Source organism: Antrihabitans stalactiti (assembly GCF_012932915.1).
GTDB classification, from domain to species: domain Bacteria; phylum Actinomycetota; class Actinomycetes; order Mycobacteriales; family Mycobacteriaceae; genus Antrihabitans; species Antrihabitans stalactiti.
On the sequence record NZ_VCQU01000010.1, the window covers coordinates 99,210 to 121,082 of the forward strand.

Here is a 21,873-nt window from a genome sequence, read left to right on the forward strand (position 1 = left end):
TCAACTCGTCGTTTCGGCGTCGAGGAACCACCCGTGTGGACCCGGCAGTGACGAACCCGCGGCCGGACCATGGGAGCCCGGTTGGTAAGGCAGCGGCGTCGGCGGATTGTCCACGATCGTTGCGACGGCATTCCACGCGTGACCGAGACCCGTGCTCGTGGTGAACAGTGACCGGTCGCCGATGGTCACGTCGTGGATCAGCGACACATAGGGCGGCAACGGATCGCCGCCGACAACGTCGTCGAGGCCGAGCCGGATGTTCTGCTCGACAAGATCCATTCCAGCCCCGGGATTTTTGAGCACGGCCGACTGCGCGATCGCCCCGGAGCCTTGCATGTTGAAACTGAGCACAGTGCCCGCGCCTGGAATGTTCTTCAGCGGGCCATGCGGTTTCTTGATCAGAAGAGTCACCCGCTGGCCGCTCGATGCCAGATACTTGCCGCTGCGCAACAGGAAAGGCACGCCCCGCCAACGGTCGGTGTCCACCCAGAGCCGAACTGCCGCATAGGTATCGGTGGTCGAGTCCTTCGCCACCTCGGGGAGGTCCCGATAGCCGGCGGCCTGGCCGAGCACGACGTCCTCGGGAGCTAGGGGACGGAAAGCCGAGAGCACGGATTCTCTTGCGTCCTGCAAGTTCTCGGCTGAGAAGTCGATGGGTGGCTCCATCGCAACTTCGGCGGCGACCTGGAACAAGTGGGTCACGACCATGTCGCGCAGCGCCCCCGTTGCGTCGTAGAAGGCGGCTCGGTCCGCCACGTCGAGCGTTTCGGGAACGTCGATCTGCACCTGCTCTACGTGCTCGTGATTCCAGATCTCATGTGTCATCCGATTGGCGAAGCGCAGCACGTGCAGGTTCTGGGTCGCTTCTTTGCCGAGGAAATGATCGATCCGGTAGACCTGCTCCTCCTTCATCACCGACAACACCAGCGCGTCGAGCTCCTTGAACGATTCCGGGCTGGAGCCGTACGGCTTCTCGTAGACCACCCGCGCACCGTCCAACAGTTGGTGTGCGGCAAGGCCCTTCGTGATCGACTCGAAGGCAACAGGGGGAATTGCCAGGTAGTGGATGTATTGCGCGTCCTTGCCCAGAACCTCATGCGCTTCTTTCAAGACCCCGAGCATCGATGCGGGGTCGTCCGCGTCGAATCCGCCACCGGCGAAGCGCAGATGCGTCGAGAAGTCCGACCAGAGCGCCTCGTCGACCGGTTCACCACCGAATTCTTCGAGCGCTGCGCGAACTCTCGTCTGGAAGTCCTCGTGGGCAAGGTCGCCTCTACCGTTGCCGACCAGCATCCACGAATCCGGCATCAATCCGTGCTGAGCCAGCTGATAGAAGGCCGGCAGCACCATCCGCTTGGCGAGGTCGCCGGTAGCCCCGAACAAGACGAAGATGGTCGGTTGCGATGACGCCATGGAACTCCTCTGAGCGTGCGGTACTGATGGGAACCACTGTTCCACGGTGTGACCTCGGCGCGCAGAAACGTTGTGATCTCGGCGCTGCGGTTCAGGGTCGAATCGTGAGCGCTTGGGCGATGACTCCGATCGGTCCGTCGGCCTCGTCGTGAATGACGGTGCTGGTCAAGCCCAGTCCGTTGGATCCGAACGACACTGACGTGTCGAACCCGAGCCACTCGCTGCGAGGCATTCCGAACAGGTGAACCGTCAAGTCGACATTGGGAAAAGCGACTTCAGTCGGGTTGACCCGCACCGCCATACCGTTGGCGACATCGAACAGACCCGCCGCGCGAGCCAGCGTGCTGACCGGTTCACCTTCGAGCAGTGCGTGCTGCGTGCGCAGCCAGTACGCCGCCCGGCCTGGACCGTCGGCGGTGCGTCGGACATTCACGGACTTGATGAACGCACCGCGCCACACGGTGGTGGGGTCCCACGGCGCCATGTCGAGCGGGGAAGCGATGCGCGGCAGCGCTGTTGCGGCAAGGCTTTCCGTGGCATGTGGCTTCAGCAGCCACGCCCGCACAACCACTACTGTGCGCAGATTGTGGGAGATGCTCGCTTCCATCAACTCGACCGTCCGTCCTGACCGCACAACGCGAACGTCAGCCTCGAACGGTTCGATCGGTAGTGGTCCCAGGATGTCGAAACAGAGTCGTGCGATGGCGAAATCGTCGCCGCGCTCGTCGCAATGACGCTCGACGAGGTGGGTGAGTAGCCCCAACGCGGGAGCGATGTGCTGCTCCGTGAGATTCCATGCGCCTTCGGTGTCCAATGAAGGCGTGAAGGAGCGGTCATCGATTCGTTCGAAATAGGCCATGCGACTCCTTTGTCGATGACATTGAACCGACTGATCACGCTCGCTGCAAAATAGGATCGAGAGTAGGTGCGACTCTCGAGCGGTGAGGGGACCGAGCATGGCGGTGATCGACGACGTTCGGCGGCTGGGCAGCGAGTTGGAGCGCTCGTACCAGGTGTACGTGCGCGGCAGGTTGAAATTCCGCGTCGGGCAGATCGTCTATGTGGCGTTCTCGCTCGACGAGAGCGTGATGGGCTTCGCGTTCCCCAAGGAGGAGCGTGCGGCGCTCGTCGCCAGTGAGCCGAACAAGTTCTCGATGCCATCGGCGTCGGACCTGCGGTTCAACTGGGTCCACGCGGACCTGTCGGCATTGGACCCCACCGAGGCCCGCGAGTTCGTCGTCGACGCGTGGCGCATGGTCGTCCCCCAGAAGGTTTCTCGCGCCTACGATCTCACCCATCCCGACGGTCCGGGCTGATCGCTCGAAGTGCCAGCTGTGCGGCGTTGGCTCCGCACATACCGTGCGCGCCGGGTCCGGGTGGTGTTGCGGCAGAACAGATGTACATGCCGCGAACGCCAACACTGTAGGGGGAGAGCGTCATCCGTGGTCCGAAGACCAATTGGCGGATGTCTTTGGCGCCGGTCATGATGTCGCCGCCGACGTAGTTCGGGTTGTAAGCGGCCATCTCGGTAGTCGAGCGGACCGTATGCCCCATAATGCGATCTCGGAAGCCGGGGGCGAAGCGTTCGATCTGGGAAATGATTGCTTCGGTGGCGTCGCCGGTATAGCCGTGCGGCACATGGGCGTAGGTCCACAGCGGGTGCACGTTACCGACCGATCGTTGCGGGTCGGCCAGATACTGCTGACCGACCAGCACGAAGGGTCGCTCCGGCATGCGCCCGGCGTGGATCTCGCGCTCGGTCGCGGCCAGTTCGGAGTAGGTCCCGGCCAGGTGCACCGTGCCTGCCCGTCGGGCATCGGGGTTCGTCCATGGCACGCCGCCCTCGACAGCGAAGTCGACCTTGAACGCCCCTGGACCACGCCGGAACTTCGTGAAAGCGCGCGAGACTCGACGAGGCAACTGATCGCCGAGGATCCCCGCGACCGCGGACGGCGCGAGATCGAACATGGTGATATCGGCCGGCGGTAGCTGCGATGCCGACTCGACCCGGATACCTGTTTCGATCTTGCCGCCGAGATCGCCGAGCAGCGCCACCATCGCGTTGGTGATCGACTGCGATCCGCCCTCAGCCACCGCCCAACCGTGCCGGTGCCCGGCGGTGATGATGCCCAGCCCGACGGCCGAGGTCAACGGATAGTGCAGCGGCCGGAAGGCGTGTGCCGCAACACCTCCGAACAACGCCCGGCCTTCGTCGGTGGAGAACAATCGCGCGAACGCGGACCCGGGAAGCACGGTGGGTGCACCGAACCGGGCCAGCGTCAGCGGGTGATGCGGGAACCGCAGCAGCGGCCGCATGATGTCCTCGCTGATCGCGTCGAATCGGGCTGCGGGGCGGGCGAACGCCCGCCGCCACCGCGATCCGTCCGCGCCGAGTCCCGCTGCGGTCTGTTCTACCGAGCGGTGCAGCACGCCCGCGCTGCCGCCGTCGAGCGGATGAACACAGTCGATTTCGGGCAAGCGCCACCGCAGTCCGTACCGGTCGAGTCCGAGCCCGTTGAGGAACTGCGATCCGACGGCCATTGGGTGGATCGCCGAGCAGTGGTCGTGCAGCAGACCGGGCACGATGGCCTCGCTGCTGCGGGCACCGCCGCCGACCTCGTCGGCGGCCTCCAGCACAGTGACCTGCACGCCCTCGGCGGCCAGGGATAGCGCGGCGGCGAGTCCGTTGGGCCCGCCGCCCACCACGATTGCGGTGCTCATTTCTACGCCACCACGCCGAATTCGTCTTGCGCCGCGACCGACTTGGTCCGAGACCACGTGACGTGCAACGGAATCGGGCCGTTGGGCAGCCACGGCTGCTCCTCGACCGCGTCGGCGACCTTCCAGGTGCCGGTCTCGATGACGCCGAGAGCCGCGTCGATCAGCTTGTAGTGCTGGACACCGCTGAGGAACGCCTCCGACTCCACCCACGCAATGATGCACTCACCTGGTGCGAATTGGGCCTCGTCTTGCACGGCATGGACGAATTCTTCGTTGTGCATGTGGCCGTCGCCGAAGTTGAAGCCCAGGATGGAGTTGCACAGGAACTCGGCTTCCCGGACGTCGCGGCTGTCGATGTCGGGGACTCGGGCCAGCAGGAGCGAGAACAAGCCGCGGGCCTGGCTGTGCAGGGTGCGCCAGCCGATGGTGCGTTGCAAATGGAGTTCGGCCAGGTTCTTGGGCATGCCGGCTTCGATGAACTGGTCGATCTGATTCTTGGCAGACTTGGTGACGCGGTTGAGCTTGTCCTCGGTACCGGGAGCGAACGACCATACAGCCGAAGCCCAGTTGCCGGCGTACTGACGCATCGACGGCAGGAACGAAACCTTGTCCGGGCGAAGGTTGCCCAGCACCGGGAAGAACATCAATGCGGCGATGACGACAAGGCCAAGCCACGCAGGCGACATGTCCCACGGTGCGAAACCTTCGCTGTTCGGGAAGCCGATGAACAGAAACACGCTGGCGTATGCGAACAAGACGTTCCATTCCAACGGCACTGCCAGCGGGAACGTCGAAATGATGAACGTGTGGAACATGACCATGAACAGCGCGCCAGCGATCGTCACATAGATGTTGGTGGAGAAGAACAGGACCAACGGGACGACGATCTCCGGGATCGTGCCGCCGACGTGCGCCATCACGTGCGCAACCCAGGACGGGCGCAGGTCGCGCGGGAAGTCGCGGTAGAACTTGCGCTTGATGGCCTTGAACGGCATGGATGGGCTGTTGGACACCATCGGAGACACGACGTTGGAGAAGTGCTTGCCGAATTTGGAGAATCCGGCGCCGACCCACACCACCACGATCAGCAGCTTCAGCGCGATGATCATGTTCACGAACGGGAAGATGGCGAAGAAGATCATTGCAGGCAGATACTGCTCACCGCGGGCACCGAGGAAGATCACCTTGTCCCGCAGGCCGTTCAGAATCAGCAATACGATCGGTGCGATCAGCAGCACCGGGCTCACCAGTCCGGATGTGTTGTCGGGCAGCGCCGCCGACAGCGAGTCACTAGGTACACCTGGGGCGACCAACGCCGCCACGAGGCTCGCCAGGAATGCGAAGTAGAGCGTGATGTCGAACCACGTCCGACGGTCGCCGTTCGTTCCCGGCACCCACTTCCACGGTCGCATTCGGATCGTGTTCAGCTTGGCCCAGAACAGGATTCCGCCGGTCATCGGCTTCAGCTTGCCTGCCAACGGACCCCACGATCCCGCCAGGTTCAACGATTCCAGGAGCACCGTCCACACGATGGCCTTCTGGTAGACGATCGGCTCGTTCCACCATTCGGTGACGTGCCAGAACGCGGGGAGCCCCGATGTCGCGTTCGCAATCGTGATGCCGATGATCGAATAGAGCACGACGATCTTCACGATGTAGATCACGTGCAACATGTACGGCGAGCCGAATCCATTTTCGGCCCAGTCCGTGGCGTTGATGCGCATGCGCTGCATCAACGGCATCTTGACGAATTCGTCCGGATCCACAGCGGGAAATTCCGGTTGGGTGAAACCCATGGCACTGTCTCCTATTTCGGTTTTCGGATGGTTGGGGGAGTCAAGCGCTGACAGCAGAGGCAGCCAGCGAACGCCGCAGCGACGGCTTGTCGAGCTTGCCGACGGCATTCTTCGGAAGCTCATCGACAACGGTGATGTCAACGGGCAGTTTGTATTTCGACAGGTGCTGCCGGGTGTGGGCGAAGATCTCCTCGGCGGTGAGGGTCGCGCCGGAATGCAACGCCACGAACAGGACCGGCTCCTCGCCATAGACCGCGCTGCTGCGCCCGACAACGGCCGCCTCCGCGATCTCCGGCAATTGGTAGACGACACTCTCGATTTCTTTGGGGTAGATGTTCTCGCCGCCGCGGATGATCATGTTTTTGGCGCGATCCACCAGCATGAGATAGCCGTCGGGATCGAGGCGGCCGACGTCGCCGGTGTGGAGCCAGCCGTCGACGATCGTCTTAGCGGTCTCGTCCGGTCGATTCAGGTAGCCGCGCATGACATTCGGGCCTTGGATCAGGACCTCGCCAGCCTCGCCTGCCGGGACCGGTGCACCGTCCGCATCCGCGATACGGATCGTCTGGCCCGGTAGTGGGAGACCGACCGTGCCGGCTTTGCGTGGACCTTCGAGCGGGTTGATCGTGCTCGCGCAGGTTCCCTCGGACAGTCCGTAGCCCTCGACGATCGTGATGCCGTAACGACTTTCGAACTTCTCGAGCAACTCGACGCTGGCCGGTGCGGCGCCGCAGACAGCGAATCGCACTGCGGACGTGTCGGATGGTACGTCGGCCGGGAGGGCGGCAAGCATCGTGTAGATGGTGGGAACCGCAGAGAAATAGGTTGCTTTGCAACGTTCGACACGATCGAAGAACGTCTTCGGGCTGAACCGGCCTACGATTGTCGCGCTTCCTCCCACGAGCAACGGCGACAACGTGCTGACGACGATTCCGTTCACGTGGAACAGCGGCAGGACCAACAGGCTGCGGTCGGTCGCGGTGAGGCTGAACGCTTCGATCACCATGGCGCACATGGCATTCAGATTCGAATGGTCCAGCATGACGCCCTTCGGGCGACCGGTCGTGCCGCTCGTGTAGATCAGCAGTGCGAGCGCGTCGTCGGATGGTGCTGCGGCGATGTCGGTGGGCTCGGCAGCGGTGAGCTCGCTCGGCGTGAGCACAGTGCCGCCGAAGTCGCCTTCTTGGTCGGTGATGAGCAGCCGCGCTGCGGCGTCCGAACTCTGGTACGCGATCTCGGCGCCGACCAGCGACGGATTGATCGGTGTCACTGCCGCGCCCAAACGCCATGCGGCGAAAAGCGATACGACGAGGGAGACGTTGTTGGGCAGCATGACGGCGACCACGTCGCCAGCTGATACGCCATGGGCGTGGAATGCGCCCGCGGTTCGTCGCACAGCATCGGCGAACTGCGCATTGGTCAGCGCGGCGTCGTCGTCGGCCACGCAGGGTGCGTCGGGATTGTGTCGGCTTCGAAAGTCCGGCAGTTCGGAAAGGTGCATAGGTGCGGTCCTGGGCTTGGTGGTCTCGAACGGGACGTGGCAACCGTAGAAATACGTGACCGGCACCACACCGTCGCGAACGACAAACTCTGGGCGGACTCTTGGCTCCCCGAGACAAAAGCCGAGTTCTGGTCAGCACGGTTGTCTCCGCGAGACAAACACGACGCCCCGACTCTGGCGCCCGCGACTATTGGCTGCGCTGCGCCACACCCCTAACGTTGTGCAACGGAGCTATCCTCGACTAGAGGCGCTTCCCGACCCCACGTTCGTTCCCGGCGTCTCAGAATCGAGCCAGGCGATGGCCGAATCCGAACTGTTGCGGACGCAGCGCAGGCGCGCTGTGGACATCGCAACCGAGCTGAATCTCGACGGCTTCGAGAATGCCGAGGAGGTCGGTCGAGGCGGCTACGGCGTCGTCTTTCGCTGCGACCAGCCCGAACTCGATCGGATCGTCGCCGTCAAAGTCTTGACGGCGGATCTCGACGCGGAAAGTCTGCAACGTTTCATCCGCGAGCAACGCGCGATGGGCCGACTGTCCGGTCACCCGCACATCGTCCCCGTCTTCCAGGTCGGGACCACCAACCGCGGGCATCCGTACCTGGTGATGCCGTACCACGCGCGCGGTTCCCTCGAATCCCAGATCAGGGACAGCGGACCGCTCGGTTGGCGCGAGACGTTGCGGCTCGGCGTGAAACTGGCCGGTGCGCTCGAGGCCGCGCATCGAGCCGGCACCGTCCACCGCGACGTCAAACCGGGCAACGTGCTGCTGACCGACTACGGCGAACCGCAGCTGACGGATTTCGGAATCGCCCGGATCGTCGGTGGGTTCGAGACCGGACCCGACGTGCTGACCGGGTCGCCGGGCTTCACGGCGCCCGAAGTCGTGGACGGTGCGGCGCCGACGGTTGCGTCCGATGTGTACGGTCTCGGCGCGACGTTGTTCTGTGCACTCTCGGGGCACGCCGCCTTCGAGCGTCGCAGTGGTGAGCGGGTGGTCGCTCATTTCATGCGAGTCGCGGCCCACCCAGTGCCGGACCTACGGGCGGCTGGCCTGCCCGCCTCCGTGTGTGCGCTGATCGAGCGTGCGATGTCGGTCCAGCCGGCGGACCGACCCGAGACGGCCGCAGCCTTCGGTCGCGAGCTCGCCGCAGCCCAACGCGACAGCGGTGTGCCGGTCGACGAAATGGCGCTTCCGACCGAGTCGGACTCGCAATTGGGCGCACTGGGGCCGTCGCCCACCGCCACCCCGCAGCGACGAACGACGGCACCGCCGACGCCGACGACGAAGTATCAACCGCCGACTCGGACCCGCTCGTTGGTCGCGCGCACGCGCCTGCTGGACCTGTTGCGCGCCGAACGATTCAAGCGGCTGACGTTGATGCATGCACCAAGCGGTTTCGGCAAAACGACGCTCGCGGCGCAGTGGCGAGACGAACTGACGAGCGGCGGCGTCGAGGTCGTGTGGCTCACCGTCGATGAGGACGACAGCAATCTGGTGTGGTTCCTCGAGCATCTGATCGAGGCGATCCGCAATCTACGTCCCGAACTGGCCGACGAGCTCGAGCAGGTGCTCGACGCCGAACCCGACGATCCCGCTCGGTATGTGCTGACCGCGCTGATCAACGACCTACACGCCCGCGACGACCGCATCGTCATCGTGCTCGACGACTGGCACTACGTGCGGGACGAATCCACCAGAGCTGCGCTGCGATATCTGCTGGACCACGGGTGTCATCACCTGCCTATCGTCGTGACGAGCACGACGAACTCTGGACTTTCGCTGAGTCGTTTGCGAATCAGTGCCGACATCATCGATATCGACGCTGATGCAATGCGTTTCGATCGAAGCGAGGCGCGGGCACTGCTGGTCGATATCGGCGGGCTGGGGCTATCGGATTCCAGCGTGGCGGCATTGAACGACGCGACCGACGGCTGGGTCGCGGGACTACAGCTGGCGACCCTGTCGCTGCGAGCTGGCGAGGATCCCGCGCAGCTGGTCGACCGCGTATCGGGCCATGCCGATGTGGGGGAGTTCCTCGCAGAGAACGTCATCGACACGCTCGAGCCGAACTTGCTCGAGTTCCTGCTTGCGACTTCGATCACGCCACGGATCTGCGCTGAACTCGCTGCTGAGCTTGCCGACGTGGATCGCGGCCAGGCGCTTCTCGACGAGATCGAAAGTCGGGGTCTGTTTCTGCACAAGATCGACGGCAGTCGCGAGTGGTTTCGGTATCACGCCCTGTTCGCCGACTATTTGCGCCGACGACTCGAACGCGATCGACCCGAGTTGGTGGAGGGGCTGCACTACCGGGCATCGGCATGGTTTGCGGCTCACCACCAGCTGAACGAGGCAGTCGATCACGCGCTCGCCGCAGGCAATCCTGACCGGGCAGTCGATCTCGTCGAGCAGGACGAGGCCTACCTGCTCGAGCGTTCGCAATTGACCGCTCTGCACGCCGTCCTTGCGAAGCTGCCCGCGCGGTTGATTGCCTCGCGTCCGCGTATTCAGTTGTTGCTCGCCTGGGTGAATGTCCTGCTGCAGCGCCCGGCTCCGATGCACGCGGCGTTGAACAGGTTCGTGATTGCGCTGGACAAAGCGGTTCTCACCGACGCCGAGCACGCGGACCTACGCGCGGAGGGCAACGTCGTCGAGGCGGTCGCCGAGGCGTTCGCCGATCGCAGCGACCGACTGGACGAACTGCTTCACGACGCACTGGAACGGCCGAATTCCTTCACTCCCAGGGTGGCCGGTGCGGCAGGAAATATCGCATCGTTCGCCGCCTTTGCCCGGTTCGACTTCGAATCCGCCCGCCGTTGGCCAGCGTGGGCGACGCCGTACAACGAACTGATGGGTCCGTTCGCCACCATTTACAGTCACTGTTTCGCCGGCCTCGCCGCCCGCGAACAACTCGACCTGCCGGCGGCCGTCTACGCCTACCGCGAGGCGCTGGACCTGTCGGTCGCCACCGTCGGACCCCACTCGCATGCCGCGCGGCTCGCAGCCGGTGTGCTCGCCGAAGTGCTGTATTGGAAAGGGGAGTTAGCCGAGGCGTCGGTGCTGGCGGAGGAAAGCTACGAGCTCGGCTCCGAGGGCGGCGGTGGCGTCGATTTCATGATCGCTCGGTACGCGACCGGAGCGCGAGTGAAGGCCGCGCAAGGCGATCGCGACACCGCTGCGAAGCGGCTTGCCGACGGCATGGCCGTTGCGCGCCGCCTCGACTTGCCCCGCCTGTATGCCCGCCTGCTCAACGAGCTCATTGCACTGGGTTTCGAGGTCCCCGCGCGGGACGAAGAACGCCTGCGCGGATCCCGAACGCTTGTGCACGACAACGGAATCGACACGATCGTTGCGGAGACCGACGAAGACTCGGCAATCCGGCTGCTCCTCGCAAGCCGGGAACCGGATCGACTTCGGCAGGCGTGCGACCGGGCGCGAACCTTGGCCGATGGCATCGACAGTTCACGTAGGCCGTTGGCAGCGTTGCGCGCGAGGCTGTTGCTTGCTGCCGCACTCTCGGCCGCCGACCGTAGCGGCGAAGCGGAGTCCGAACTCGCTCCTGCCGCTGCGCTCTGTGCAGAACTCGGGCTGACCCGTCTGCTGTTCGATGCCACCGCTGGCTCGCGGGGTTGACGGTCACGCGCGGTTGCGCGGAAGCACCGCAGATCCGAACCAGAAGCAGACGAGCAACGCCAGTTCGACCTCGAGTCGGTCGTCGTCGATCGGGCGCCCGCGCCGGACGACCGCCCTGCCAACTCTGTACTTGACCGAGTTGGAGTGCAGGTCGAGTTCCGGCGCAGCCGCCACGTAGCTGGAACCGGTGCGGAGAAACACTCGCAACGTTTCCCGCAGGCGAGCGTCGTTCGGGCTGTCCGTCGCCAGCGGACCGAGCACCTTGGCTACCCAGTCGCGAGCTGCCGGGATGTTGCCGCCGAGCAGCGCGGCGATCGACAGTCCGGGGTCAGTCGCCGCAACCACCGTTGCAGGCGCCGCGCCGCGAGCCATAGCCACCGCGCGGGCTTGTAGAGATTGGGTATGGGACAGCCGGAAGCCGTCGACGTCGGCGCCGACCCCGCCGACCCCGAGGCTCGGCGTATCCGGACGACCAGCAACGAAATCGCGGACCTTCGCGGTGACACCGACCGGCTCGGACTTGTACGGCAACCATGCCCAGCCGCTCGTCTGGTCGGCCGCGACGAACAGCGGGCTCGCGTCGCAACGCACAGCAGTGCCGAGATCGCGGACGAACCGTTGCAGCCGGGACAATTCGTCGTTGTCCGCTTCGCTGTCCGGATACCACATGACCAGGGCAACGTGGTGCCACCGCAGTGGATAGCGGATTGCCGCGATCGCGGTGTCGACGTCGATCGTGCGGCCGGCGAGGACTTGCCGAACGCGCAAGGCGCGCAGGCTGTTCTGGCTCTCCAACCAACGCTCGCGCTCCTCCTCGTACACCGCGACGACTTGCTGGGAGATCCAGTCGATGTAGGCGAACAGCACAGTCGTGACGGATTCGATGACCGAGACTCGCGTCATCGCTTCCATTTCGATGCTGTGCAATTCGTCGAAGACCAATTCGGTCAGCCGACGCTGGCCGAGCCGGTAGGCCCGCACGAGCGCGATCACCGGCACGCCGTGCTGGGCGAGGCGGCGCGCGTACTCGAGCGCGGCGGCTGGGGGAGTGATCCGCTCGACGGCGATATCGTGCCGCAGTGCGTGCAGAATCGTGTCGACGTTTCCCTCGACACTGGCGCCGAGCAGCTCGATGGTGCGGGCGTCGCCGCGCAACTCCGGGATCTGCTCCTCGAGCGTGACCCGGACGATCGAACTGACCTCCATCACGCGGTCGTTCAGCCGAGCGGCGATCAGGGCGACGTAGCCTTCCGCGCCGCTGGCGTGACGTGGGTTCGGCTCATCCAGGCTTTTCGTCACCCCATGACGTTAGAACCCGGGCGCGCTCGGTGGGTCCACTTCGTGCGACGAATTTGTGTTCTGAAGACAACCCCGCCGAGTGCGCCGATCTCGAGCTATTGGCTGCGCAGTTCGAGCACACGGTCCGCGTCGGTGACGAGCACGCTGCCAGAGGCGGTCAGCGCAACCAGTTTTGGATTGAGGAGACCGGAAAACGGTACTGTCGTCTGCACATTCGATCCGGCCGCCAGTTTCAGCACTCGCAGATTGCGGTTGTCTGTCAGGTACACGTCGCCGGTGTTGTCGACAGCCACGCCGACGGGTGATGACAGGCCTGTGAAGGCGAGTTCGGTCTGGCTGTCCGATCCGGCAGTCAACTGCAGAACACGGTTGTTTCCGTTGTCGACGACGTAGACGTCCCCGGCCGCCGACACTGCGACTCCGGCGGGTTGGCTCAGTGCGCGAAACGGTAGTTCGGTCTGCGTCGCCGACTTCGCCGACAGTACGACCACACGACCACCGCGCTCCTCCGTCACGTACACATCGCCGGTCGAATTCACCGCCACGAAAATAGGGAAGGTGAGACCGGTGAAGGGAATTTCGGTCTGCGTGGACGAGCCTGCGGGCAGCCGCAACACTCGGTTGTTGTAGGTATCCGTCACGAAGACGTCGCCGCTCGAGTTCACCGCAACCGCCCACGGGTGGTTCAAGCCGGAGAAGGGCAGCTCGGTCTGCGTCGACGAGCCTGCCGCGAGTCGAAGCACCCTGTTGTTGCTGGTGTCGGCGACGAATACATCTCCGTTGGTGTGCACCGCCACACCGCCGGGGTCTTTGAGACCGGCAAACGGCACGACGACCTGTGTCGGTGCAGTCGCGGTAGTGTCGTTCTCCGGCAACACTTTCCAGAGAATTGCTCCGACGCCCACGACGGCGACCAGAACGAGCGCGACGAGCAGGATCAGCTTTCGTCGCCGCGGATTTTCCGCGCGTGCAGTGGGTGCGGGCGGCGCGGTCCACGGCGGTTGGTCACCGCGGAAGATCGTGTGTACCTCTGATATTCGACGCGTCGGTTGTTGTGGTTGCGCTGGGCTCTCGAGAGCGGCGCGCGCGGCGCGGGCAAGGTCGCCGGCAGTGCGATAGCGGTGGTCGGGGTTCTTCGCCATGCCCCGTGCGATGACTTCGTCGAAGGCAGTGGGAATGCCCGGCCTGAGCTGACTGGGATTGGGTGGTAGTTCGCCCAGGTGACCCGCGATCTGCCGTTCGACGCTGTTGCCTGGGAATGGGTGTGTGCCCGTAAGACATTCATGCAAGACGCAGGTGAGGGCGTAGATGTCCGCGCGAGCGTCGACCACTCCTGCGGTGAGGCGTTCCGGCGCCATGTAGGCGAACGTGCCGACCGCTGCACCGGTGGCCGTGAGCGACGTGCTGCCGAGAGCGTGTGCGATTCCGAAGTCGATGAGGTAGGCAAAATGTTTGTCGGTGAGCAGGATGTTGGATGGTTTGACATCGCGGTGAATCAGACCTGCGGTGTGTGCGGCGTCGAGCGCGGCGCCGATTTGTTCGATGATGGCGACGGCCAACGCCGGTTCGAGGGCGCCGCCCTTCGTGAGCATTGTGGCGAGGTCAGTGCCTTTGATCAGCTGCATCGCCAGATAGAGGCGCCCGCCGATTTCGCCGAAATCGTAGATGGGAACGATATGGGGGTCGGTGACTCCGGCCGCGGAATATGCCTCACGCTCGAATCGTCGACGGAAATCCGGATCGTTGGCGGCGTGTTCGGGAAGAACCTTGAACGCAACGTCTCGACGAGTGGCGGTGTCGTACGCCTGGTACACCTGTCCCATCCCGCCTCGGCCGAGCAAGTCGCGGAGTAGGTAGCGGCCGAATTGCATCTCCTGCATCCGATGGCCGAACGGGCTTCCCTCGTCCACTGCAAGTGTCTCCGTCCAACCAGGTCGCCACTCCACTGCGGAGCTTAGTCCGCGCGAACGCAATAGTTTGAGGAACGAGGCGCACCACGGCGTGGATCGGCGGGGGAGTTCGCGCGATAATGCACGGGCGATCGTTCGATCGGGCAGGGTACGGACATGAGCGAGGTCGAAATTTCAGAGCCCGACTATCACGGTGTGCTCCGGACAGCGATGTCGGAGCTACTGGCCTCGTTCGTCGAGCCTGCGCCGATCGAGGAAACGCTGACCAAGGTGACTGGTGCAGCGGTCGAACTCATCGATGGCGTCGACTTCGCAGACGTACTCATGATCACCGACGGGCAATTTCAATCGCTGGCGCCTACCTCCAACGTTGCGACACAACTCGACGACGCTCAGAAACGCTTCCAGCAGGGTCCGTGCCTCGACGCCGCGCTGGCGGATCCGGTGATCCGCTGCCCTGATTTGGCGACCGATACGCGGTGGCCGCAGTTTGCTGCAGCGGCTGTCGACGCGGGCGTGCAACGGATGATGTCGTTCCAGCTGTACAACCATCAATCGGGCACCGGCGCATTGAACTTGTTCAGCCGCTCTGCTGGAAAATTCGGCGCTGAATCCGAGGCGATCGCAGCGATGCTGGCCACGCACGCCTCGGTCGCGCTGATCGCCGCCAACCGCCAGAGACAGTTCCATTCAGCACTGGCCGGTCGCGACGTCATCGGCCAGGCGAAAGGAATGTTGATGGAGCGGTTCGGAATCGATGCCGTGCGCGCATTCGAATTGCTGACCAAACTGTCGCAGGACAGCAACACGCCGGTCAGCGCCATCGCACGCCGCATCGTCGATGGTGGTTCCGAGACTGCCCCCGCACGCGGCAACACCTCGTCATCGAGCAGGTAAGCGCGGGCGTGGGGTCCGATTCCCGCCAGTGCGTGGACCGCTACCTGATCGCGTTCGCGGTGCTGCTGATCCACAACGAAACCCTGCTGATCGCCCTGCTCTCTGCGGCGGCCGCACACCGCGCCACCGGCTCGGCTCAGCCAGAGGCGATGTCGATGACCAGGCGAGTCGGGTTGTCGAGGACCGTCACGCGGAATCCGGGTTTGTCGGTGCGAGTCCCGATTGCCGACTGAGTGTCGCCTTCGAAAGTGCCCAGCATGTGCACTTCCGTGACGACACGCGCTGTCGGCTCAACCAGTGGGTCTGGGCCGTTGTATTGCTTGACGCCGCCCGGTTCCGGATACACCACACCGCTGATGAACACGTGGAGTATCGACTCGCCCGCGACCGGCACGTCGTCGCCTTTGCCCTGAGTCGCGACCTTGTCGACGTAACGGACCTTCGAGCCCGGCACGCCCTTGCCGCCGAATTCGTAGACGACACGGTCGAAAGTGTCATGACGACCGATTCGGACAGCGGTGACGATGAGGGCGGCGCCCTTCGAATGCTCCGACAGCCTCGCCCCGGAATCGGTTGGCGCAACCTCTTTTTCAGTTTCGGGACTGGCGGTGGTCGTCGTCGTGACAACACCAGGCGGTGACGTCGTCGGCGCTGCCACCTGGGCCGGCTGCTCACTCCCGCACCCCGCGACGAGCAGCAACCCTGCGACCACAACCGCGGACCTACGCAAAATTCACCTCACCGACAATCACGACGAAACAAGCTCATTTGGTACCGACGCTACGCCCATCGCTGTGCCAGTTCGGTGTCCTGTGCCTCCATGGGCCGAGCTTGCCCGTCGAAACGTCCCGAACGTCGATACCTGTGCGCGACAATGCTCTTGATCTACGCGTCGAAATTTCGATCCGCCGAGTTCATAGGAGCGCAGCCATGAGTTCCACAGCCTTCCAGCCGGTCGAGCAACTCGCCAAGAGTGCCTGGCAGTCCATGTTCGTCTCGGCTGCGATCAGCTTCATCCTCGGAGTCATGGTCCTTGCCTGGCCTGACGTCACGATTGCGGTCGCGGCTGTGATCTTCGGTGTGTACCTGCTTGTGAGCGGAGTGATGCAACTGGCGTTCGCGTTCGGCACGCATGTCAATGGATCTGTCCGTGTGCTCGCCTTCATCAGCGGCGCGTTGTCGATCGTCGTCGGCCTTTTCTGCTTCCGCAGCCTGCTGCAGTCAATCTTGTTGCTGGCCTTGTGGATCGGGATCGGCTGGATATTCCGAGGCATCACCCTCGTCATCGCAGCGGTCAGTGACGACTCCATGCCCATCCGCGGTTGGCAGATCGTGATCGGTGTGCTCAACGTGCTCGCCGGCATCGTCTTGATCGACGCCCCCTTCGAGTCGACGGTCATCCTGGCCATCCTCGGCGGCGCCGCCCTCGTCGCGCTCGGCCTGGTCGAAGCGATGACGGCATTCCAGTTGCGCAAAGCGACGAAAGTCGCTGCCTGACCGCGCCAAAATTGTGGATGGCCGCTTCACCAATGGCTGCGCCGCGCTGGCGTCGGGTACTCACCACGTCGATTCCGATAGCCGTACCACTGTGTATGCATCCGATCTTCCAGGTCACGGCGCGGCGGTTCGGACCAGCCCGCGGTTACCAAGCCGGGTTCGCGATCTACTGGGCGACCTGTTGGGGGCTCGCTGCAGTCGTCGCCGGACCTCGCCGCCTGGCGCCGCTCTGGCAGGTCAGAACTACCTCGCTGCCTGACCCGAAGTCACTGGCGTGGGCAGCCCTACTCGTGCCGCCTGCCGGCGCGATCACCACACAGTTAGTGCCGCACGTTCGCCGAGCCGGGCCGTCGGCCATCGTCACAGCGGTCGGTGTCGGTACCACGAACGCGCTTGCCGAAGAGGTGCTGTGGCGTGGGCTGCCAGTGACGATCTACCCGGACGACCCGGTCCTCGGATGGTTGTTGCCCGCAGTCGGTTTCACGGCTTGGCACATCATCCCGCTGCAGGAAGGCGGCGCACCGCGCGGCAGGTGGACGGCCATCCTCCTCGGCGCAGCGTGTATCGGGCTGGGAAACGGCTGGATTGCGTACAAGACGCACTCACTCAACGACGTGCTCGTCTCCCACGCGATCACCGACTCCTGTGGCGTCGAATCAGCGCGAACTCGATGGGTCCGAGGCCGTTGATTGCGCGAGCGCATCCACGCGATGCAGGAAGACCCGCCACCGCCGTTCGTTGTCGTGCACAAGCAGCGCAGACTCGGCGATCAGATCTGCCGCACGGTCGAGCAGTTCGGCCGCCGAGTAGAGGTACAGCGCGCTGTACCGCTCACCGCTCAGATCGGCACGCAAAGCTGCGGGTGTGAAGTCGACCAGGCGTAGCACGTCGAGGGCACGGCGCAGCAGACGCGAAACGAGTTGCAGAAGGTGTGCTGATTGCCAGTCGTTGACGACGATCCGGTGACGCTCACCGAGCAGGTCGGCCAGCTCCGGGTAGCCAGTCAGTGCACCGGCCGCCAGCCACGACTTCTCCATCGCGGCGCTCAGCCACGCGCCCGTCTGTTCGTTGTCGGTGGCGATCGCTTCGAGGTCGCGCTCGAGCCTGCGAATTTCCGCCGGCTTGCCCTCGCTCTCCATGAAGAGAATCCCCGTGCCAGCGACGAGCCCGGGTGCGTTGAGATCGTCCGCTCCAGCAAACGCGACCTGTACGGGGTTTTGCGTCGCAGTCGCGCCGAGCCACTGGTCCGCGAGCGCTTTCAACGCGACCGACATCTCCTGAACATCGGCGGCAGAACGTAGCGGGGCGCGGCCGTAGTACTTCTCGTGCTCACGATGAGTTCGTGCCAGATTGCGCATTGCCGCGAGCATGGGCTCCGGAACCGCTGTGGGCGTAATCGTCATCGGGCACCTCCTGTTTCACACAATGGTGCGATGACAGGCCGCCCCGAATCGAGGGACCGCAGTCCTAGCCGCGGAGGACCAATGTCTTCCGCGGCCGGCCGCGTCTACCGAGGTTCCGCGTAATTCCACTTCGTGGTGCCCGGGGGAGCGTTGAGCGTGTCCAGCAGGTCCATGCCAGCTCCGATCAACGTTGGTCCGCCGGCGGCGATGGTGCCGATGACTGCACCGAGCCCAGCCCCCGCGGCGATGCCGGGGATGCATCCGACGCCGAACAGCGGCAGGCCGAAAAGGCAACCGACAATGGCACCGACAACCAGACCGGTGAGAGCGCCGATCTGCGACGCGATTCCCAGTTGGGTCGAGAACGCCGTCATCGCGCGCTGGTTTTCCAGCAGAGAGGCAGCGGGCCGCAGTACGGAAGGCGCGAGAGTCGCCGGATCGAGAATGGGCGTCAGCTCGAGCACCTTGCCGTCATTCTTGACCTCGTGCGCGTAGGGATGCGCGACGTGATCGAGGGTGAAGCTCAACGGCATTGTGAGCAGAACGGCTCCCGCGTCGTCGATCAGTTCGGCATTCGCGCCGTCATTGCTGATCGCAAAATTGCCGGCGTCGATAGTCGTCACAATCGTCTGATCGACGAGTTTGAGTTCGTAATTGACGTCGCGCGCTGCAGGATCGGCATGCGAGGTGGCGGCCCCGATAGTCATCGCCGCGACGACGAACAAGATGGGACTGGTGAACTTTCGTAGGTGCATGTGTTACTCCTCTTGATCGGTCGAAGAGCCACCCTGAACAGCGACATCGTGTCGCCATTGCAACCATCCAGTACTGCATACCCTCCCCGGCAGTGGGCGAGGATGACCGCGACAACCATTTGCACTCCAAACCCTAGTTCAATACCGGGCGAAATCTGGTTGCAATTTGATCATGGTGCAATTTCGCCGCCGTGTTGGGCCGATTAGCTTGGGTCACAAAAGATTCGAGGACGTAGCCTTCTACCCCGGCGCAACTCGCGTACCCCGGGTTATTTGCATTCCTTCTCGACGTGGGTGTGACGGTCAAGATCTCGACGATCTTGTCCGCCAGCTGTTCCGTCGTGACGGCCACATTCGGTCCAGCCCTTGTGAAATCTCGGAATAGTCTCCTGATCTCGTTGTGATTTTCTCTTGATACTGACAATCGCGTCTTACATCGACTGCCTACCCGGTGTGGCCTTGTCGAAACGCTTGTTGGCGTCGTGCGTCAGCACCGGTCCAGACGTCCGGGCGCACTCAACGTTCATCAGAACGGGGCGTCGAGAATTTTCGCGATCTCGGGATCGACGCGGACGGACTCGTCGCGCATGAGGACTGCGCGCAAAGTCGAGATGTCCTGGTGGTCGAGTCGCGCGAACTGAAGAAGCTGCGCGACCGTGGGTCAGCTGACGAGTCCTCTGCGCACTTCCGATGGAGACGTGCCGTATCGACGTTTGTATGCGGCAGCGAACCGGCTCGAACTGCTGAAGCCCCATCGAGCTGAGATATCGGCGACCGAACCAGCACCGCGCGCGAGATCGTCGTGGGCGCGATTCAGCCGGATGTCCAGCAGGGCAGCGGTGGGACTGACCTCCATGTACTGCGCGAAGCCTTCCTGGAGGCGACGGACGCTGGTCCCGGCGATGCAGGCCATGTCGGCAAGAGTCCACGCACGAGCCGGGTCGTCGTGGAGTGCGTCCAGTACCCGTTTGACCAGCCGAGGTCGGAGCGCCTGTGCATTCGCGTCCTCAGGCGTGACCGCCAAGATGAAGGCGGTCGTGACGGCGCTGGCCAATTGGGGACCGACGAGCGGGTTGGCAAGAAGGTTCGACGGCTCACGCAGCTGTGCAGACAACGCACGCACCAGGGTGAACCAGCTGCTCTCTGCGGAGTTGGTGATGTCGACCTGGTCGGGAAGACGCAGCCGCGACCGCACGATCGTCGAATGAACGCGGTCTGCTTCGCGCTCGAGATGTTCGGCATCGAACTTCACGCCGATGACGTGACAGTCCGCGGTCCATCGGGTGATCACCGACGGTCGGCCCGTATGGAAAACAGTCGCTTGCCCTGGCAGCGAAACAACTTCGTGCCCGCCGACGTCGGCATGCAGCCGACCGGTCAGCGGAATGTTGACTTCGTACGCGCCGGGATACTCGCACGCGATCGAGACGTCGGTTCCCCAGTTCAGACGGCCGATGGTCACCGGACCGAGTTCCACGGTCCGCAACGTCAGGTCGACCTGATCCGGCGAATCGAGCGCGACGAGCTCGTGCGGAAAGTAGACGTCCTCGACAGCGCGATGCGCGGCTTCCCAATTCTGGGTGCCGGTGATGCGCGTTCCAACAGACATCGTGTGTTCACTCCGCGAAGCTTCGATTGTCGACTGAGTTCGATGCTTTGGCATCGAACCCGTCTTGTCCAGGGTTGCACGGGCGAAATTGAGTTGCCGATCACAATCAACCGCGCAATCGGTACATCCGTCGCGTAATCGGTGTCGATCTGCTGCCGCGCAGCTCCTACGTTCGTCTCCACACATTGCCCTGCTCAGCGACCTGAGCACAGCCCCTAGGAGGTTCGACATGACACTCACGACGTCTTGGATCGACGACATTACGATGACCGAACTCGAGCGCAACCCGTACCCGATCTACGAGCGCCTGCGCGCCGAGGCGCCGTTGGCCTACGTCCCGGTGCTCGGTTCCTACGTTGCGAGCACCACCGATATCTGCCGGTCGATCGCAACGAGCCCCGACTTCGAGGCCATCATCACCAAAGCGGGCGGCCGGACGTTCGGCCACCCTGCCGTCATCGGCGTGAACGGCCCGATTCACGACGACTTGCGATCGATGGTCGACCCAGCGCTGCAACCCCAAGAGGTAGACCGATGGATCGAGGGTTTGGTCCGGCCTATCGCGCGCCGATACCTCGAAGCTTTCGACAACGACGGACATGCCGAGTTGGTGAGCCAGTACTGCGAGCCGGTGAGTGTGCGCGCGCTCGGCGACCTGTTGGGTCTGCAGAGCGTGAACTCCGACAAGCTGCGCGAGTGGTTCCACAAGTTGTCGCATTCGTTCACCAATGCCGGTGTCGATGAGAACGGTGAGTTCACGAATCCCGCGGGGTTCGACGAAGGCGACGAAGCGAAGGCTGAGATCCGATCGATCGTGGATCCGATGATCGACAACTGGATCGACAATCCCGACGACAGCGCTATCTCGCACTGGTTGCACGACGGGATGCCCGAGGGGCAGACACGCGGACGCGACTACATCTATCCGACTCTCTACGTCTACCTCCTCGGTGCCATGCAGGAACCAGGCCATGCCATGGCGTCGACGCTGGTCGGGCTGTTCACCCGGCCGGAGCAATTCGAATCCGTGGTCGACGAGCCAGCGTTGATCCCGCGCGCGATATCGGAGGGAATGCGGTGGACATCGCCGATTTGGTCCGCCACCGCGCGAGTGAGCACGAAGGACGTGGAGGTTGCCGGCGTTCACCTACCCGAAGGCTCGGTAGTTCTGATGTCCTACGGATCGGCGAACCACGACACCGCTGTGTTCGAGGCGCCGACGGCGTTCGACATCACTCGGCCACCGTTGCCGCACCTCGCATTCGGCGCCGGGAACCATGCGTGCGCCGGTATCTATTTCGCCAATCATGTATGCAGAATCGGCGTCGAAGAACTGCTCGACACGATCCCGAACCTCGAACGGGACACCAGCAGCGACGTCGAGTTCTGGGGCTGGGGATTCCGCGGTCCGACGTCCCTGCATGCAAACTGGGAGGTCTGA

At 63.8% G+C, this 21,873-nt stretch carries 17 protein-coding genes; 6 read left to right on the forward strand and 11 right to left on the reverse strand.

Features of this window, described 5'->3' with window-relative positions:
• Both FGL95_RS25015 and FGL95_RS25020 read right to left on the reverse strand, forming a co-directional pair.
• The gene (locus FGL95_RS25015; protein ID WP_169592359.1) at positions 1–1,413 is read right to left on the reverse strand and encodes a glucose-6-phosphate dehydrogenase; all 1,413 of its coding nucleotides are present in this window, start codon (positions 1,411–1,413) and stop codon (positions 1–3) included.
• A 91-nt stretch (positions 1,414–1,504) separates the two neighbouring features.
• Positions 1,505–2,272, reverse strand: coding sequence for a thioesterase family protein (locus FGL95_RS25020; protein WP_169592362.1), 768 nt, complete (start codon positions 2,270–2,272; stop codon positions 1,505–1,507).
• A gap of 97 nt (positions 2,273–2,369) precedes the next feature.
• Here FGL95_RS25020 and FGL95_RS25025 point away from each other — a divergent pair, with 97 nt between their 5' ends.
• Positions 2,370–2,729 (forward strand): MmcQ/YjbR family DNA-binding protein, encoded by a 360-nt coding sequence (locus tag FGL95_RS25025; RefSeq protein WP_169592682.1) that lies wholly within the window; start codon positions 2,370–2,372, stop codon positions 2,727–2,729.
• Here the strand turns inward: FGL95_RS25025 and FGL95_RS25030 are convergent.
• Genes FGL95_RS25030 through FGL95_RS25040 form a run of 3 tightly spaced genes read right to left on the reverse strand, consistent with a single transcriptional unit; the run spans position 2,704 to position 7,431 of the window.
• On the reverse strand, positions 2,704–4,134 hold the full coding sequence (locus FGL95_RS25030) for a phytoene desaturase family protein (protein WP_169592365.1): 1,431 nt from the start codon (positions 4,132–4,134) through the stop codon (positions 2,704–2,706). The two genes, FGL95_RS25025 and FGL95_RS25030, sit on opposite strands and share 26 nt — an antisense overlap.
• 2 nt (positions 4,135–4,136) lie before the next feature.
• On the reverse strand, positions 4,137–5,930 hold the full coding sequence (locus FGL95_RS25035) for a DUF3556 domain-containing protein (protein WP_169592368.1): 1,794 nt from the start codon (positions 5,928–5,930) through the stop codon (positions 4,137–4,139).
• A 40-nt stretch (positions 5,931–5,970) separates the two neighbouring features.
• Positions 5,971–7,431, reverse strand: a complete 1,461-nt coding sequence (locus FGL95_RS25040; RefSeq protein WP_169592371.1) for a class I adenylate-forming enzyme family protein — start codon at positions 7,429–7,431, stop codon at positions 5,971–5,973.
• A 298-nt stretch (positions 7,432–7,729) separates the two neighbouring features.
• On the opposite strand from FGL95_RS25040, the gene FGL95_RS25045 reads away from it, so the two are divergent.
• A complete protein-coding gene (locus FGL95_RS25045) occupies positions 7,730–11,062 on the forward strand; it encodes a serine/threonine-protein kinase (RefSeq protein WP_169592373.1) in 3,333 nt (1,110 codons plus the stop codon).
• Between the two features lie 3 nt (positions 11,063–11,065).
• Here the strand turns inward: FGL95_RS25045 and FGL95_RS25050 are convergent, their stop codons facing one another.
• Positions 11,066–12,349 (reverse strand): PucR family transcriptional regulator, encoded by a 1,284-nt coding sequence (locus tag FGL95_RS25050; protein ID WP_420838089.1) that lies wholly within the window; start codon positions 12,347–12,349, stop codon positions 11,066–11,068.
• A 107-nt stretch (positions 12,350–12,456) separates the two neighbouring features.
• The gene (locus tag FGL95_RS25055) at positions 12,457–14,271 is read right to left on the reverse strand and encodes a serine/threonine-protein kinase PknD (RefSeq protein WP_420838086.1); all 1,815 of its coding nucleotides are present in this window, start codon (positions 14,269–14,271) and stop codon (positions 12,457–12,459) included.
• A gap of 156 nt (positions 14,272–14,427) precedes the next feature.
• On the opposite strand from FGL95_RS25055, the gene FGL95_RS25060 reads away from it, so the two are divergent.
• Positions 14,428–15,168 (forward strand): GAF and ANTAR domain-containing protein, encoded by a 741-nt coding sequence (locus tag FGL95_RS25060; protein ID WP_240963287.1) that lies wholly within the window; start codon positions 14,428–14,430, stop codon positions 15,166–15,168.
• 136 nt (positions 15,169–15,304) lie between these two features.
• On the opposite strand, the gene FGL95_RS25065 is transcribed toward FGL95_RS25060, so the two are convergent.
• Positions 15,305–15,880, reverse strand: coding sequence for an AMIN-like domain-containing (lipo)protein (locus tag FGL95_RS25065; protein ID WP_169592376.1), 576 nt, complete (start codon positions 15,878–15,880; stop codon positions 15,305–15,307).
• Positions 15,881–16,098: 218 nt separating this feature from the next.
• Between FGL95_RS25065 and FGL95_RS25070 the strand changes: the two genes are divergently transcribed.
• Entirely contained in the window at positions 16,099–16,665 is a 567-nt protein-coding gene (locus FGL95_RS25070) for an HdeD family acid-resistance protein (protein ID WP_169592379.1), read from the forward strand.
• A gap of 17 nt (positions 16,666–16,682) precedes the next feature.
• Complete coding sequence (locus FGL95_RS25075) at positions 16,683–17,354, forward strand: CPBP family intramembrane glutamic endopeptidase (RefSeq protein ID WP_169592381.1); 672 nt, start codon at positions 16,683–16,685, stop codon at positions 17,352–17,354.
• On the opposite strand, the gene FGL95_RS25080 is transcribed toward FGL95_RS25075, so the two are convergent.
• From FGL95_RS25080 to FGL95_RS25090, 3 genes are all read right to left on the reverse strand, one after another.
• A complete protein-coding gene (locus tag FGL95_RS25080) occupies positions 17,322–18,068 on the reverse strand; it encodes a hypothetical protein (RefSeq protein WP_169592384.1) in 747 nt (248 codons plus the stop codon). The two genes, FGL95_RS25075 and FGL95_RS25080, sit on opposite strands and share 33 nt — an antisense overlap.
• A gap of 104 nt (positions 18,069–18,172) precedes the next feature.
• Positions 18,173–18,823: a DUF8020 domain-containing protein gene (locus FGL95_RS25085; RefSeq protein WP_169592387.1), complete on the reverse strand. Its 651-nt coding sequence runs from the start codon at positions 18,821–18,823 to the stop codon at positions 18,173–18,175.
• Positions 18,824–19,484: 661 nt separating this feature from the next.
• On the reverse strand, positions 19,485–20,432 hold the full coding sequence (locus tag FGL95_RS25090) for an AraC family transcriptional regulator (protein WP_169592389.1): 948 nt from the start codon (positions 20,430–20,432) through the stop codon (positions 19,485–19,487).
• 229 nt (positions 20,433–20,661) lie between these two features.
• Here FGL95_RS25090 and FGL95_RS25095 point away from each other — a divergent pair, with 229 nt between their 5' ends.
• Entirely contained in the window at positions 20,662–21,873 is a 1,212-nt protein-coding gene (locus FGL95_RS25095) for a cytochrome P450 (RefSeq protein ID WP_169592392.1), read from the forward strand.

Coding starts and splice junctions, on each gene's coding strand:
- FGL95_RS25080 (WP_169592384.1), bottom strand. CDS start 18,068: ATGACGATTACGCCCACAGCGGTTCCGGAGCCCATGCTCGCGGCAATG.
- FGL95_RS25045 (WP_169592373.1), top strand. CDS start 7,730: ATGGCCGAATCCGAACTGTTGCGGACGCAGCGCAGGCGCGCTGTGGAC.
- FGL95_RS25015 (WP_169592359.1), bottom strand. CDS start 1,413: ATGGCGTCATCGCAACCGACCATCTTCGTCTTGTTCGGGGCTACCGGC.
- FGL95_RS25035 (WP_169592368.1), bottom strand. CDS start 5,930: ATGGGTTTCACCCAACCGGAATTTCCCGCTGTGGATCCGGACGAATTC.
- FGL95_RS25070 (WP_169592379.1), top strand. CDS start 16,099: ATGAGTTCCACAGCCTTCCAGCCGGTCGAGCAACTCGCCAAGAGTGCC.
- FGL95_RS25020 (WP_169592362.1), bottom strand. CDS start 2,272: ATGGCCTATTTCGAACGAATCGATGACCGCTCCTTCACGCCTTCATTG.
- FGL95_RS25040 (WP_169592371.1), bottom strand. CDS start 7,431: ATGCACCTTTCCGAACTGCCGGACTTTCGAAGCCGACACAATCCCGAC.
- FGL95_RS25095 (WP_169592392.1), top strand. CDS start 20,662: ATGACACTCACGACGTCTTGGATCGACGACATTACGATGACCGAACTC.
- FGL95_RS25075 (WP_169592381.1), top strand. CDS start 16,683: ATGGCCGCTTCACCAATGGCTGCGCCGCGCTGGCGTCGGGTACTCACC.
- FGL95_RS25090 (WP_169592389.1), bottom strand. CDS start 20,432: ATGTCTGTTGGAACGCGCATCACCGGCACCCAGAATTGGGAAGCCGCG.
- FGL95_RS25030 (WP_169592365.1), bottom strand. CDS start 4,134: ATGAGCACCGCAATCGTGGTGGGCGGCGGGCCCAACGGACTCGCCGCC.
- FGL95_RS25085 (WP_169592387.1), bottom strand. CDS start 18,823: ATGCACCTACGAAAGTTCACCAGTCCCATCTTGTTCGTCGTCGCGGCG.
- FGL95_RS25060 (WP_240963287.1), top strand. CDS start 14,428: ATGAGCGAGGTCGAAATTTCAGAGCCCGACTATCACGGTGTGCTCCGG.
- FGL95_RS25025 (WP_169592682.1), top strand. CDS start 2,370: ATGGCGGTGATCGACGACGTTCGGCGGCTGGGCAGCGAGTTGGAGCGC.